This is a genomic window from Arcticibacter pallidicorallinus (assembly GCF_003002875.1).
Lineage (GTDB): Bacteria > Bacteroidota > Bacteroidia > Sphingobacteriales > Sphingobacteriaceae > Arcticibacter > Arcticibacter pallidicorallinus.
The window spans coordinates 190605-205533 of record NZ_PVTH01000003.1; the positions used below are offsets into that span (position 1 = coordinate 190605).

Consider the following 14929-nt stretch of genomic DNA (forward strand, 5'->3'; position numbering starts at 1 on the left):
GCTCTTTGAAATGGACTATCTTAATAATGAAACAATAATCGCAGCAACCGAAGCTAAGCCACTTGAAAGGCCAACCCACTCCCCGGCAGACATTCTCCTAACTTCCGGTTTCTTCGGCACAAAAATCTGCGCACCTGGCTTTATCGATGGGAAGTTATTGAAAAACAAAAATTTGCTTGTACTCTGCACCGTTCCATTTGCATAAACCACATATGCTGCCCGTCTCTTAGCCCGGTTACCAAAGCCTCCAGCATTGGATATATACTCCCTAAATCCTTTATTCCGGGAAAAAACCACAGTAACAGGAGATAAAACCTCTCCACCAATTTTTACAGTCTGCAGTTGCTTAGGCACACTGACGATGTCACCTTCTTCAAGGAAGATATCATCACGACCGCCCTTTCTCTTAAGTATGCGTGGCAGATCGATCCCCACAAAATCATTTTTTAGAGCCTCTTTATCTAACTTAATAGTGTCACTAACACTCCTTTGAACAAGTTGAAACTGCCGAACACGCTGACGATCCATCTTGGCCGTCACTGAAGTATCCTGAGGAACTCCCGCACGTTTAAGAGATGCACCTTCGGGGTAAGCGTAAGCTGTAAAGCCTCCTGCCCGATTCAAGAGATCAGATATACGTTCATCTTTACGAGTGATGGAATAAACACCAGGGAACAGCACTTCGCCCTCAATCTTTACTATCTTCTGGGTGCTGTAGCCGCTTGATGGCCGAATAGCAACAATATCAAAAGGTTGCAATACAAATGTTGATGCAGTATTTCGGAGATCAGAAGTAATATTCACCTGAAAAACTTCCGCTGTTATCGCCGAAGCAGAATTCACGTCGCTATTCTTCACTCGCCTCGAAATCTCCACCCGTTGCGTAGTAGCATTTTCCTTCAAACCTCCAGCTTGGAGGATCGCGTCTTCCAGAGTCATGCCCTCGGCATACTTCAACTTGCCCGGATCACGAACCTCTCCTTCTACCTGCACATTGTATTCCTCCTTCAAATCGAAGATCGATGAAATATTAATCTTATCCTCACGCTTTAAAGGAACATCTGCTGCTTCCCCGGACAGCACCTTCGCAACATCAAAAGAGATCAACTCCGTTTCGTTGTTGTTCTTCAAGCGAGTGATATATGCTCTATTAGTAAAGGCATCCTCTTTGAGACCTTCCGCCTTTTGGATTAATCCTTTCAAAGTCAACCCCTCAGAAAGTTCAAACTGGCCAGGACGAAATACAGCACCTTCTATGGTTACACGATTCGCGAAACGATCCAGAATTTCATCTACAAAGTACTTATCGCCCGACGCCGGCTGATAAGTCGCAAAGGCGTCTGAGGTAATATCGTCAATGCGCCGTTCGGTATCTGTATTTTTCAAGACCTTGACACGCGCTTTGTAAGCACGCTCGTTGAATTCACCGGCGAAACGGAATAAATCGCTGAGCCGCTCCCCTTCCTTCATCTCAAAGATGCCTGGCCGCTTCACTTCTCCGACAATCTCCACCCGGCGGTTGTATGTAGGCACCCGGATAACATCCTGGTCCTGCAGGCCTACATTGTTTCGAAATTCACCTGTTAACAAAAAGTCGTAGATATCGAGAGTCGCAATCCTTCTGCCTCCCCGTATTAATTCAATTTGGCGGAAAGAACCATTATCCGTGGGTCCTCCCGAAACATATAAGGCGTTAAATACAGTTGCCAAGGACGGCAGGGTGTAAGTTCCTGGCTTCTTTACTTCGCCTGTTAGAACTACCTTGATACTACGAATATTACCAACCGCGATATTAAGATTTGTTGCACCTGAACGTAGTCCAGAATAAATGGTAGACATACGCGACTTAATCCGTTGAGTAGCCTGTTCAATTGTCATTCCTCCGACAGGAATAACGCCTACATATTGCACATTGATCGTTCCTTCAGGAGACACCCTCAACTTGTAAGAGGCCTCAGAATTTCCGTATATATCCAGCAGGAGCTCGTCATCAGGGCCAATTACATAATTTCGTGGCGTCGCCATACGCAGGTTCGGCTCAAAGGTGACCTGCTTTCCGCTAAAGAGATCTGAACCGAAAATCTTTGGACGGAAGTTTTCAAGTATGGAACCAGCCTGTTGCAAAGAATCACGGCTTGCTGATACAGAATCGGTGTCGAGATAATTTACGGATCTACCACTTGTCGTAGTTTGTTTCAAACTTTTTACGGGCTCTGCCTTTCCTGAGCTTGTCTGTAATTTCTCAACCCTGGCCCTAAGCTTCTGAACTTCGGAAGAAGGCATCCCTCTCGAAGCAGCAACCTGCTCTAACTGTGCCTCTGTCAGTCCTGCTGCCTGAACCTGCGACATAAACTGCCTGATCTGCGCATCACTCAATTCATCAACCCGGATGTCACTGAAATTCTGAGTATTCTGAGCCACAGCGGGAACAGCTACGCTCATGATAAGGGTAAGTAGAAATAGGTAAATAGGTCTCACGTTCAACACTGTTGCTTTTATAGATAGTCCTACAATAACTTTGTTGGAAAATTCCGTAAAGGTAACATTTCCTTATCAATGTAAACTAAAAAAATATTTTGCAACCATGAAATTACTTACTTCGCGCAGTTACATATCCACCCTCTCCCCAATCTGCTGCCTCCACATCGCATAATAAAGTCCCTTCTCTCCCAACAAATCCTCATGCTTACCAGATTCGATGATATGCCCCTTCTCCAGCACAAAAATATTATCCGCATGCATAATAGTCGAAAGCCGGTGTGCAATCAAAATCGTAATCCGGTCATCCATCACCGAAACGTCCCTTATGGTCTTGGTTATCTCTTCTTCTGTTATCGAATCAAGCGCAGATGTAGCCTCATCAAATACCAGAATATCAGGACGACGCAGTAAAGACCGCGCAATAGACAACCTCTGCTTTTCACCGCCCGAAACTTTTACTCCCCCTTCACCAATTACCGAATCCAAACCCTTATCTGCACGCGCCAACAAGGTCATACAGGCTGCCTTCCTCATCACCTCGAGACATTCCTCGTCCGTTGCTCCTGGCCGAACAAACTGCAGGTTCTCCCTGATGGTTCCCGAAAACAATTGCGTATCCTGCGTCACAAATCCAATCCGCTCGCGTAGCTGATCCAGATCAATCTCCGAAGAAGGAACATTATTATAAAGCACCTGCCCTTCTTTCGGTGTATATAATCCCACCAGTAACTTCACTAAAGTCGTCTTTCCGGAGCCGGACGGTCCCACGAAAGCAATAGTCTGACCTTTAAATGTCTCGAAATCAATATTATTTAACGCACTCGTATTAGCCGATTGATGCTTAAATGTGACATTCTGAAATCGCAGAGACTCAAGTCGCTCCAGCCGAACCGGATTAACAGGCTTCACTTCCTTAGGCGTACTCATAATCGACTTGAAGTTGGCAAGCGAGACCTCCGTTTCTCTATACGTATTAATAATATTCCCCAGTTCCTGCAGCGGACCAAAAATGAAGAACGAGTAAAGGAACAATGAGAAGAATTCCCCTACTGAAATCTGGTTATCATAAATCAGATACATCATTAGAAAGAGTACTCCATTCCTAAGCAAATTAACCAGCGTGCCCTGAATGAAGCTCAGACTCCGTACATATTTCACTTTCTTCAACTCCAGAACAAGGATCTTCTCAGTCGTCATATTCAACCTCTTGATCTCCTGAGAAGATAAACCCAAGCTCTTCACCAGCTCAATATTCCGCAGCGACTCTGTAGTCGACCCTGCCAAAGCAGTCGTTTCAGAAACAATACTTTTCTGCACCACTTTGATCCGCTTACTCAATATAGAACTCACAGTCCCCAATACCGGAATGACAGAGATATAGAATACTGCGATTAACCAGTGAATATTAATCGCATAAAAGAACACAAAGGTTATCCCTATAATACTGGTAAATACGATATTGATAGTAGCAATAATCAGTTTCTCTGTATCCAGCCTAACCTTTTGCAAAATCCCCAATGTCTCCCCACTCCGTTGGTCCTCAAAAACCTGGTAAGGAAGCTCCAAAGAATGCGCAAGTCCATCAGAGTAAATCTTAGCTCCCAGTCGCTGAGTAATTACATTCACATAATAGTCCTGAAAATTCTTCGCAATCCTTGACACCATCGCAACACCCATAGCAGCCAGCACCAACATCCCAGCCCCCTTGAAGAACTCCTCAGTAGTATAATCGTCGTAATGCGTCACATATTTATCAATGATCTGCCTGAAGATCCATGGGTCCAGGAAGGAGAATATCTGATTAATAGCAGCCAGCAGCAAAGCCAAACCGATCAATCCCTTATAGTTTTTTAAATATTGTATCAGAATTTTCATAAGACAGCGCGGATAGATGTGGTAACATGCAAAAATAAGAAAGGGAACAGTGATCAACACTATTCCCTTTTTAAATTACTTTGAGCGGACTTATTATACCGTCATGATATCTTTTTCCTTAACCTCAGCAAGCTTATCAATTTTGACGATGTATGCATCAGTTAATTTCTGAACTTCGCCTTCACCGGTCTTTATCTCATCTTCGGATACACCCTCAGATTTCAAGCGCTGGATCTTGTTGTTTATATCTTTACGAATATTCCGAACAGCGATACGTCCGCGTTCAGCCTCTTCTTTCACCTTTTTAACCAAATCACGACGACGCTCTTCAGTTAAAGGAGGTACGTTCATTCGAATTACCATACCATCGTTCTGTGGGTTCAAACCAACATTCGAATCAATAATGGCCTTCTCGATCTTTACTAACAATGGCTTTTCCCATGGCTGAACCACCAATGTGCGGGCATCAGGAGTATTGATACTGGCAACCTGACTCAATGGAGTAGGTGTTCCATAATATTCAACCATTACTGAATCAAGCATGGATGGCATAGCCTTTCCTGCACGAATTTTCAATAATTCTGCATCTGCGTGATCAACGGCTTTATCCATCGTAGATTTAGCATCAGCTAACTGCTGTCTTATAAGATCGTTCATAAAAACTTTATTAAAATCTATTATCCTTTAACCAATGTACCTATTGTTTCTCCCTGAGCAAGACGCATAAAATTACCGGGTTTGTTCATATCAAAAACAATTATCGGCAGCTTATTCTCCTGACAAAGTGTAAAGGCTGTCATATCCATAACGTTCAGGCCCTTATCATAAACCTCCTGGAAGGTAATCTCATCGTAACGGGTCGCTGTCGCATCCTTCTCCGGATCTGCAGTATAAATACCGTCTACACGAGTTCCCTTTAGTACTACATCGGCCTGGACCTCTATTGCACGAAGCGAAGCGCAGGTGTCAGTTGTAAAGTAAGGATTTCCTGTTCCTGCTCCGAAAATAACGATACGTCTTTTCTCCAGGTGTCTTACCGCACGGCGACGGATAAATGGCTCACAGATCTGTTCCATTTTGATGGCAGTCATCAATCGGGTCTTAACACTGAGTTTTTCAAGTGCATCCTGTAGAGCCATACTATTGATAACAGTAGCGAGCATCCCCATGTAATCCGCTTGAACGCGGTCCATGCCAGACTGCTCTGCACTCAGACCACGGAAGATGTTTCCACCGCCAATGACAATCGCCACTTCGACGCCGGTGTCGAAAACCGCTTTGATGTCTTTTGCATACTGAAGTACCCGATCGCTGTCAATTCCGTACTGTTTATCGCCCATTAGAGACTCTCCACTAAGTTTCAAGAGGATACGCTTATATTTCATGTTTTAGAAGGTGTTTATAGAATTACAGCCAATTGAAGCCGGGCAAAGGTAATAATTTATGTAAGAAATAAAAAAGGGGTTCTCTTACACCAGCAAGAGAACCCCTTTTAATCAGGACTTTAAGTCCCAAAATATAATAGATATCAAATTATGCTCCTAATTGAACACGTTTGAACGCTTGAACAGTTAAGCCTTTAGCTACAGTGTCAAGGAACTGAGCAACAGTTTTAGAAGAATCCTTCACAAACTCCTGGTTCAACAAAGTAGAATCCTTGTAGAACTTGTTCAGCTTTCCGGCAGCGATCTTTTCAACCATTGCTTCTGGCTTTCCTTCTGCACGGATCTGCTCCTTAGCAATTTCAAGCTCGCGCTCGATGGTGCGAGAATCTACACCTTCTTTGTCAATAGCAACAGGGTTCATAGCAGCGATCTGCATAGAAACATCTTTTCCTGCTTCATCAGCGCCTTCTGCATCAGCACTCAAAGCTACTAATACACCCAGACGGTAGTTACCGTGGATATATGCAATAACTTTCTCTCCTGTCACAGTTTCGAATTTATTAACACCAATTTTCTCACCGATTTTTCCGGTCTGATCAATTACCTGATCAGAGATCTTTGAACCGTTAAGCTCCATTGCAGTTAACTCGTCAAGAGATGTTGCGTTGTTAGCAATCGCCAAATCAGCAATACTGTTAGCGAAAGCGATGAAATCAGCATTTTTTGCTACGAAGTCAGTTTCACAGTTCACCTCAACGATGATACCACGTTTTCCATCAGCAGTAGTCTTAGCGATTACCACGCCTTCGTTAGACTCACGGTCCTGACGGCTCGCAGCAACTTTAGCACCCTTTTTACGAAGGTAGTCGATTGCAGCCTCAAAATCACCACCTGATTCTGTTAATGCTTTCTTACAATCCATCATACCTGCACCAGTTTGCTGGCGCAGCTTGTTTACGTCTGAAGCGGATATTTGTACAGTTGACATTTTTATTCTTTTTTAAATACTTTATTAAATGATCACCATAAGACCTGTCTAAACAGATTACTTATGAAAAAAGGCCGGCTTCATAACCGAATTCCGACCTTTTATATGTATTATTTCAAATGCTCTATATAGAGCGAAGATTACTCTCCTTTTGATGCTTCAACTTCAGGAGCTGCTTCCTGGCCGTTGTCGATCTTTGCTTTTGCAGATGCTGCTTCTTTCTCAGCTTCATCTTCTTTCTCACGCTTGCGCTCATCTAAACCTTCCTGAATCGCTTTGATAATGATATCAGTGATCAGAGTAATAGACTTAGTAGCATCGTCATTCGAAGGAATAGCGAAGTCGATATTAGAAGGATCAGAGTTAGTATCCACCATCGCAAAAGTCGGGATATTTAACTTCAACGCTTCAGTAACCGCAATGTGCTCTTTCTTAACGTCGATTAAGAATAATGCTGCAGGAAGACGGTTCAAATCAGCGATACCTCCAAGAAGGGTTTCTAATTTGATACGCTCACGCTGAATCATTAATTTCTCTTTCTTCGATAATACATCGTATGTACCGTCTTTAGTCATCTTGTCGATGTTAGACATCTTCTTGATTGACTTACGTACAGTAGCGAAGTTCGTTAACATACCACCTAACCAACGTTCAGTGATATAAGGCATGTTAACAGATTTTGCCTGCTCGGCCACGATATCCTTTGCTTGTTTCTTAGTTGCTACGAAAAGCACCTTACGACCAGACTTTACAATCTGTTTAATAGCTGCTGCAGCTTCTTCAACTTTTATTAAAGTCTTGTTTAAATCGATGATGTGGATGCCGTTGCGCTCCATGAAAATGTACTGAGCCATTTTCGGATCCCATTTGCGGGTAAGGTGGCCAAAGTGTACACCTGCATCCAGTAAGTCCTGATATGTTGTTCTTGCCATTGTTTGATCCTCCTGAAATTAACGTTTACTGAATTGGAATTTTTTACGAGCTTTCTTACGTCCTGGTTTTTTACGTTCAACCATTCTGTCATCACGGGTCATCAGACCTTTTGCTCTCAATCCTGATTTAGTTTCCGGATCTAACTCAACAATAGCTTTAGCGATTGCTAAACGAACTGCTTCCGCTTGTCCTTTTACACCACCACCTGCAACGTTTACAGTAATGTCAAACTTTCCGGCAGAACCAGAAACTTCTAAAGACTGATTAACGATATATTGTAATGGTAAAGTTGGGAAGTACTCTTTGTAATCTTTGCTGTTAACGGTGATGTTGCCACTGCCATCGTTTAAATAAATGCGGGCAACTGCAGTTTTTCTTCTTCCTGAAGTGTTTGTAGTCGACATTTCTTTCTTCTAATTAAAGTTTGATTTCTTTTGGACTCTGAGCGGCATGAGGATGCTCACTACCTGCATAAACATACAGATTGCCGAATAATGCACGGCCCAAACGATTTTTAGGTAACATACCACGAACCGCTTTCTCAATGATGCGGTTTGGATGCTTAGCTAACAACTCCTTAGGAGAAATGAAGCGCTGACCACCTGGATAACCGGTGTAACGAACATAAGTCTTGTCACTTAGTTTGTTTCCTGTCAATTTTACCTTGTCTGCATTGATAACAATGACGTTATCACCGCAGTCTACGTTTGGGGTGAAAGTAGGCTTGTGCTTACCACGGATCATCATCGCGATCTTAGTAGACAAGCGCCCCAAAATCTCGCCTTGTGCGTCAACAACTACCCATTCTTTGTTAACGGTTTTTTTGTTGGCGGAGACAGTTTTGTAACTTAACGTATTCACTTGCTTGATATTAAATTAATTAAACAATATACTATACCCCTAAAAAGGGTCTGCAAAGATAGAGTAAAATGTTTAATTATCAAAGAGTTGCTGCAATTTATTGATTTTAGGAAATTTTATTCCAGTGAATGCCTGGCTGACGCACGTTGAAGTACTCCCTGAGCAGCTGATTTTCTTCCTTCTCAAGACCTGGATCTGCCTCAAAGATGCCAATAACTTCGTTTCTGGCAACCTGCAGAATCTGCTGATCCTGTGCAAGGTCGGCTAACTTGAGATCCAGGACGCCACTCTGCTGCGTGCCTTCAATATTGCCAGGGCCCCTGAGTTTCAGGTCTGTTTCCGATATCTCAAACCCGTCATTTGTACGCACCATGGTCTCAAGACGTATCTTACCATCGGCACTGAGCTTATTGGTACTCATTAGGATACAATACGATTGCTCTGCACCTCGACCTACCCGCCCCCGCAACTGGTGAAGCTGCGACAGCCCAAAGCGTTCCGAATTTTCAATGATCATCACGCTTGCATTCGGCACATTTACGCCAACTTCTATAACAGTAGTTGCTACCATAATCTGCGTTTCATGCTTCACAAACCGCTGCATCTCAAATTCCTTATCGGCTGCGCTCATCTTTCCGTGCACGATGCTGATCCGGTATTCCGGTAGCGGAAATGCCCTGGAAATAGCTTCAATGCCGGCTTCGAGGTGCAAGAGGTCCAGCTTCTCACTTTCCTTAATCAGCGGATAAACAACATATACCTGCCGCCCCTTGGCTATTTCCTGACGCATAAATCCGAACATACGCAACCGTTGGTTCTCATATAAATGCAAGGTCTTAATCGGCTTTCTACCGGCGGGAAGCTCGTCTATAACCGATACGTCAAGATCGCCATATAAAGTCATCGCCAGTGTCCTTGGAATAGGTGTAGCCGTCATAACGAGCATATGAGGGGGGACGCTGTTCTTACGCCACAGCTTAGCCCGCTGTTCCACTCCGAAACGATGCTGCTCGTCGATAATGGCAAGCCCTAGATTTTGAAATTGCACAGGATCCTCAATCAACGCATGAGTACCTATCAGAATATTCAGACTGCCGTTCAATAGCGATTCATGTATCCGCTTTCGATCCTTCTTCCTGGTTGAACCGGTCAACAGCTCTACCTGAACAAAATCCGCCCCTACCAACTGCTGAATAGAAAGATAATGCTGACGAGCCAGGATCTCTGTAGGTGCCATGATACAAGCCTGATAGCCGTTATCAACCGCCAGTAACATCGTCATCAGCGCAACAACCGTTTTCCCGCTTCCTACGTCTCCCTGCAGAAGGCGGTTCATCTGCACCCCACGCTGTGTATCAATCCGAATCTCCTTCAGAACCCGCTTCTGTGCATTGGTCAGAGCAAACGGCAGCTTCGAAGAATAGAACTCATTGAACTTCTCGCCGACCGATCCAAAAACGCAGCCCTTGAACTTTTCTGTCCGGAGCAGCCTATTACGAAGCAGTTTCAGCTGAATAAAAAAAAGCTCCTCAAACTTCAGTCGCCTCACGGCCGCGTCAAGTTCCTGTTGGTCAACCGGAAAATGCACTGCCTTTATCGCCTGAGGTCGGGATATTAAATGGTACTTATTTAAGACATATTCCGGAATAGTCTCCCTGATAAGCGGGACCGACAACTCAGTCAAATTTTCCAGCAACTTCTGAATACCCTTGCTGTCCAGCTGATTTTGCTTCAGCTTTTCGGTAGAATTGTAAACCGGTTGCAAACTGAGATTCCCCAACTTCTTTGCAGCCGGGTTATAAACCTCCACCTCTGGATGAGATATAGATACTTTCCCGTTAAAGTCAGAAGGTTTGCCAAAGACAACGATCGCGAGACCAGGATGCAGAATACGATCGATCCATTTCAGCGCCCGAAACCAGACCAGTTCCATAATACCCGTATCGTCCCGCAGCTGAACAACCAAACGTCGCGCCTGCTTTTCCCCAACAATCTCTTTTGATACAACCCTTCCTATAATCTGTATAAGGGGTAGACTTCCGTTTACTTCCCTTATTTTATAAAATCTAGTGCGATCGATGTATCTGAAGGGATAGTGATAAAGGAGATCTTGAAAGGTAAACACAGAAAGTTCCTTTTTCAGCAACTCAGCCTTGTGCTGACCTACGCCTTTAAGATACTCGATAGGAGTAATTAAACTAATTTCTGCCACAGGGCATCAAATTAGGCTTTCGTAGCGATAACGGAAATCTCCACATTTACACCTTTCGGCAGTCCGGCAACCGCCACTGTCTCCCTGGCAGGAAACTCATCCGCAAAGTAAGACCCGTATATATCGTTCACTATAGGGAACAGATTCATGTCAGATAAAAATATAGTTGTCTTCACTATATCTGAAAAGCCGAACCCTGCTTCGTATAATACCGCAGTCAGATTTGCCATCACCTGCGTGGTCTCCTCTTCAATTGACGAAGTGATCAACTGATTAGTAACGGGATCTATAGCAATCTGGCCCGATACATATAAGCACCCGTTTGCGAGAACAGCCTGATTATAAGGACCGATAGGAGCGGGTGCCTTGTCTGTATTAATTATTTGCTTCATACTATAATATATACCAGTCAATAATCTTGTAGAGTATTCCCAGAACAAATAATAAGATGGCCGTAGCATTTATAAAATGCATCACCTTCAAATTAAAGTTCTGCGGGCGATCCGGATTATTTTTCCTAAAGAAATACATAAAGCAAATTTAATAAAAATATAAGCGAAATCTATTTCACAAAAAAAGAGGGTCCTTATGGGGACCCTCTCTCGATAATATGCTTAAATACTATATTATCTAAGATTATTTAATCTCAACACGACGGTTCTGCATACGACCTTCTTCAGTTGTGTTTGAAGCAACTGGACGGCTTTCACCGTAAGCCTTAACATTTAGACGGTTCGCGTCAACACCAGAGTTTACTAAGTAAGTTTTTACTGAGTTAGCTCTGTCTCTTGACAAGCTCATGTTGTACTCGTCAGATCCTTCAGCTGAAGCATGACCTTCTAAAGATAATACTGAAGAAGAGTTAGCTCTTAAGTCAGAAGAAACCTTATCCAAAGTAGGGTAAGAAGAAGTCTTCAATACTGAGCTATCAAACTCAAACTGGATAGTTCCGTACTGACCTGCAGCTGTAGAATCAGCAGTAGGAATTACAAGAGGGCAACCAGCTCCATCAACAACAGTACCGGCAGGAGTTCCTGGGCATTTGTCAAATCTATCAGATACACCATCACCATCAGCATCAGCAGAAAGTTGGTTTACAGTGTTCTCTAAAGTGCTTACGCGAGTCTTTAAAGCTTCAACTTCCTGACGTAATGTAGGATCTTTCAATTCATCATACATTAAAGCAACAGGGTTTGACCACTGAAGGCTTGGTTTTGATTTGTTACCTAAAGTAAACTCAAGACCAGCATATCCATAGGACCATTTGTCTTTGTTAGATGCACCGTTTCTCCAAGTGTTGTCCAGGTTATCAGCATCAAGGAAGTTCATGTCATATCCTAAGTTGAAGGCAACAACTTCACCTAATTTGAAGTTAATACCAGCACCTACTGGGATAAACAATTCAGTTCTGTCATTTGCATCAGGAGAATATCCTGTCAAACCAGCACCCGCTTGTACGAAGAAACCAACATTTTTCTGTCTGCTTAAGAAAGAAACAGTTCCAACGTTAACAACACCTTTTAAAGATACTGCATAGTCAAGATCAGTTTCAAATGAGCCAGAACCCGGGGTTCTTCCGTCATTAGTATCATAAGTTCCGCTCAATTTACCTCTGTGCGCATCTAACTTCAATGCGAAAGAAGGAGCTAATTGTTTCTTAATGAAAAGACCGTAACCGAAGTTAGCGTCCCAGTCATTGTAATCATTGGTTCCGAAAGGTACAATTGGTGCTAAAACACCGCCGTTAACTCCGATTGACCATGTTCTGTACTGTGATCTCCCGCCAAACACCGTAGCAGAAGATGTTGAAGTAGTTGTAGTTTCTTGTGCAGTAGCAGCTAATGTAGCAACTGACAACAAAGAACTAGCAACAACTTTCTTAATTGTAGAATAATTCATGTTTTTAGTTTGTTTTAAGGTTAAACAAATTTTTAATTGTGCAATTTTAACAAAAATAAATATAAAGCCAAATAGTCAAACTCTATACCACTTTGTCCAATTAAAACACCATTCTGTGTATTTAGTTTGCTCGAGTATCAAAAAAACCTCCTGGATAATACTCCTTTCCAACTTAACACGCACAATAAAAACATACGCAATACGTTGACAAACAATACTATACAGGCTACATTATCCCCACCAATGATTCTGGTAAAAATATTTTCGTTTTAGGGTAAATATATTTTCCTCTTTATCGCGACCGTCATTTCTCTTAAAGACCTGTCATTCGGTCACGTAGACAGTACTTTTTTCCATACAGATTTCATAGCGCTACAAATAAGTTACTTGAAATTAGCTGTTTTACTTTGTAAACGGCGCAAAAGATGACCTAATAACTGGACATTTTTATAATATTCCCTCACATACACGGATTTTATTTACATTCGCATACATACATTTCCAGAAACATCGCCTTTAATAATATCCACTCAGCATTAGCAGGGTCATCAATTGTAGCGTTTACTGAGATCAACCCGTAATGTTCTTATCTGTGGAAATAAACTACAAATTGCTTTTAGATGCCACTACCGACGTCTTCATTAATTATATCTACATACAACTGGCCTGAAGCATTGGAATTATGCTTACTGAGTGTGGCGCGTCAGAAAATACAGCCGTCTGAAGTCATAATAGCCGACGACGGTTCCGGGGAGAAAACCAGAAAGGTTATCGAAAGATTTGAAAACACCCTTACGGTTCCCCTTATTCATGTATGGCATGATGATAGAGGCTTCAGGAAGACAGAAATTTTAAATAAGGCAATAAAACAAAGTTCCGCAGCCTACATCATACAGATTGATGGCGATGTTATCCTTCATCCATACTTTATAAAGGATCATCTCCAAATATCAGAAAGGAACGCATTCGTGAGAGGTACAAGAGCACGCCTTACCAAACAGATGACAGAAGAGACTCTTGCCTCCAAGAAAACTGACTTCACCGCTCTTTCAAGAGGAGTATATCACCGACTTAACGCAATACGGATACCCGTTTTTAAGGCCTTAGGTATTCGTAAGGAAATGCGAAGCAGAAGCGTACGCGGAAGCAACCTCGCTTTCTGGAAGTCAGACTTCGTTTTAGTTAACGGCTATAACAGCGATCTGCAAGGATGGGGACACGAGGACGAAGAACTGGCTGCACGTTTCATCAACAACCGGATAATAAAGAAAATCGTTAAGCTTAGCGCTGTTCAATATCATCTCCACCATGAAGAAAGTTCGAGGGATCTTGAATCTCTCCATTCGATAACATTAGAAAACACAGTAAAGAATACTATTAAATCCTGCGCTAATGGGTATAGCTGCAATTAATATGAGAAAACAAGCAATCAAAACATCCTTAATTATCTCAACCTACAACTGGGCAGAAGCGCTTAATTTGTGCTTATTAAGTGTATCCAGACTGTCTGTACTTCCCGACGAAGTGATTATTGCCGACGACGGTTCCAGAAGTGATACCTCTGAATTAATCAAGCTTCATCAGCAATCCTTCAAAGTTCCCCTTATTCACGTATGGCACAAGGACGAAGGGTTTCAGCTGGCCAAAATCAGGAACAAAGCGATTGCAAAAGCAAAATATCCGTATATCATCCAGGTGGATGGAGATCTTATATTACATAAACATTTTATAAAAGACCACATACAGATCGCCCGGAAAGGCACATTCGTCACAGGAAGTCGCGTTTTGATGAACGACGAACTCTCCGTCATGATGATGTCCAGCGAAAAAACCACCGCAAACATCTTTACTCCCGGAATCCGCAATCACTTCAATAGCCTTAGAATTAAACCTCTGAGAAACTTTTTAGCAAATCGCTATCACCAAAAAGACATCGATTCCATTCGCGGCTGCAATATGGCTTTCTGGAAAAGTGACATCATCAGGGTTAACGGTTATAACGAGGAATTCGAAGGATGGGGCGGAGAGGATCAGGAGATCGCCGTACGCATGCTTAACGCCGGAATAAAAAAGAGAGTGCTAAAAATGGGTGGCGTAGTGCTCCATATCGCACATACTCAATACTGCAGATCCAAACATGCCGAAAATGATCATCGTATGCTGAAAACGCTGAGAGAAGAAATCACCTATTGCCGCCAGGGCATTAGCCAATACCTCAACAACAACCGTATTCCGAGATTGGGTAATCTAACCTAGAAACGCATTAGTACTAGCTGCGATGAGTTCAGCTAGTAC

14 protein-coding genes are annotated in these 14929 nt (G+C 42.8%); 2 read left to right on the plus strand and 12 right to left on the minus strand.

Features of this window, described 5'->3' with window-relative positions; translation table 11 throughout:
* Positions 1 to 15: 15 nt before the first annotated feature.
* The 12 genes from B0I27_RS05765 to B0I27_RS05815 all read right to left on the minus strand — a co-directional run bounded on the left by B0I27_RS05765 (position 16) and on the right by B0I27_RS05815 (position 12634).
* Entirely contained in the window at positions 16 to 2442 is a 2427-nt protein-coding gene (locus B0I27_RS05765; protein ID WP_245925441.1) for an SLBB domain-containing protein, read from the minus strand.
* A gap of 165 nt (positions 2443 to 2607) precedes the next feature.
* Entirely contained in the window at positions 2608 to 4356 is a 1749-nt protein-coding gene (locus tag B0I27_RS05770) for an ABC transporter ATP-binding protein (RefSeq protein ID WP_106292278.1), read from the minus strand.
* 93 nt (positions 4357 to 4449) lie between these two features.
* On the minus strand, positions 4450 to 5013 hold the full coding sequence (gene frr / locus B0I27_RS05775; RefSeq protein ID WP_106292279.1) for a ribosome recycling factor: 564 nt from the start codon (positions 5011 to 5013) through the stop codon (positions 4450 to 4452).
* 20 nt (positions 5014 to 5033) lie between these two features.
* Positions 5034 to 5741: a UMP kinase gene (pyrH, locus tag B0I27_RS05780; RefSeq protein ID WP_106292280.1), complete on the minus strand. Its 708-nt coding sequence runs from the start codon at positions 5739 to 5741 to the stop codon at positions 5034 to 5036.
* Between the two features lie 148 nt (positions 5742 to 5889).
* A complete protein-coding gene (tsf, locus tag B0I27_RS05785) occupies positions 5890 to 6729 on the minus strand; it encodes a translation elongation factor Ts (protein WP_106292281.1) in 840 nt (279 codons plus the stop codon).
* A gap of 140 nt (positions 6730 to 6869) precedes the next feature.
* On the minus strand, positions 6870 to 7661 hold the full coding sequence (rpsB, locus tag B0I27_RS05790) for a 30S ribosomal protein S2 (protein ID WP_106292282.1): 792 nt from the start codon (positions 7659 to 7661) through the stop codon (positions 6870 to 6872).
* A gap of 18 nt (positions 7662 to 7679) precedes the next feature.
* Positions 7680 to 8066 (minus strand): 30S ribosomal protein S9, encoded by a 387-nt coding sequence (rpsI, locus tag B0I27_RS05795; protein WP_106292283.1) that lies wholly within the window; start codon positions 8064 to 8066, stop codon positions 7680 to 7682.
* Between the two features lie 13 nt (positions 8067 to 8079).
* Positions 8080 to 8523 carry a 50S ribosomal protein L13 gene (gene rplM / locus B0I27_RS05800; protein ID WP_106292284.1) on the minus strand — a complete coding sequence of 148 codons (444 nt, stop codon included), beginning with the start codon at positions 8521 to 8523 and terminating at the stop codon, positions 8080 to 8082.
* A gap of 106 nt (positions 8524 to 8629) precedes the next feature.
* Positions 8630 to 10735 carry an ATP-dependent DNA helicase RecG gene (gene recG, locus B0I27_RS05805; RefSeq protein WP_106292285.1) on the minus strand — a complete coding sequence of 702 codons (2106 nt, stop codon included), beginning with the start codon at positions 10733 to 10735 and terminating at the stop codon, positions 8630 to 8632.
* 11 nt (positions 10736 to 10746) lie between these two features.
* On the minus strand, positions 10747 to 11127 hold the full coding sequence (locus B0I27_RS05810; protein ID WP_106292286.1) for a RidA family protein: 381 nt from the start codon (positions 11125 to 11127) through the stop codon (positions 10747 to 10749).
* A 1-nt stretch (position 11128) separates the two neighbouring features.
* Positions 11129 to 11266 (minus strand): DUF6728 family protein, encoded by a 138-nt coding sequence (locus tag B0I27_RS17835; protein ID WP_342751871.1) that lies wholly within the window; start codon positions 11264 to 11266, stop codon positions 11129 to 11131.
* Positions 11267 to 11371: 105 nt separating this feature from the next.
* Complete coding sequence (locus B0I27_RS05815) at positions 11372 to 12634, minus strand: OmpA family protein (protein ID WP_106292287.1); 1263 nt, start codon at positions 12632 to 12634, stop codon at positions 11372 to 11374.
* Positions 12635 to 13254: 620 nt separating this feature from the next.
* Between B0I27_RS05815 and B0I27_RS05820 the strand changes: the two genes are divergently transcribed.
* A complete protein-coding gene (locus tag B0I27_RS05820; protein WP_106292288.1) occupies positions 13255 to 14046 on the plus strand; it encodes a glycosyltransferase family 2 protein in 792 nt (263 codons plus the stop codon).
* A 1-nt stretch (position 14047) separates the two neighbouring features.
* Positions 14048 to 14890, plus strand: coding sequence for a glycosyltransferase family 2 protein (locus B0I27_RS05825; protein WP_106292570.1), 843 nt, complete (start codon positions 14048 to 14050; stop codon positions 14888 to 14890).
* Positions 14891 to 14929 lie beyond the last annotated feature (39 nt).